The following is a 349-nucleotide window of genomic DNA, read 5'->3' on the forward strand; positions in this document are numbered from 1 at the left end:
TTAAGTCGCCGTGGTATTGGGTTATCTGACAAAATAGTTTCATCTTTAAAGTCTCATGTACTTAGATTGTCTAAGTTTTACTTATTTCTGTATACTTAGCAATCCTAAGTATTTAGTTTTTGAGACACAAACATGACATCCAAACCATTTTCTTTGAATAAACAGTTCAAAGAACTCTTACAACGCGTGGAAGGAACCAGCATCAGACGAAAAGAACTCATTCAATTAGCATCAAGTACAACAGACCTAGATATAGTCCAATCCACTAGACTAGTAGCAAGGAACGTTAGCAGACTGACATCTAAAGGCCTCCTAAGCGCCAGTGGAGAGCGAAACGCTCGAACCTACC

At 38.7% G+C, this 349-nt stretch carries 1 protein-coding gene; it reads left to right on the top strand.

Features of this window, described 5'->3' with window-relative positions; all coding sequences use genetic code 11:
• Positions 1 to 132: 132 nt before the first annotated feature.
• Positions 133 to 349, top strand: a 217-nt coding sequence (locus KPL72_RS21115; protein ID WP_219704363.1) for a hypothetical protein, incomplete at its 3' end; no start/stop codon positions are given.

The organism is Marinomonas lutimaris, assembly GCF_019426345.1.
GTDB lineage: Bacteria > Pseudomonadota > Gammaproteobacteria > Pseudomonadales > Marinomonadaceae > Marinomonas > Marinomonas lutimaris.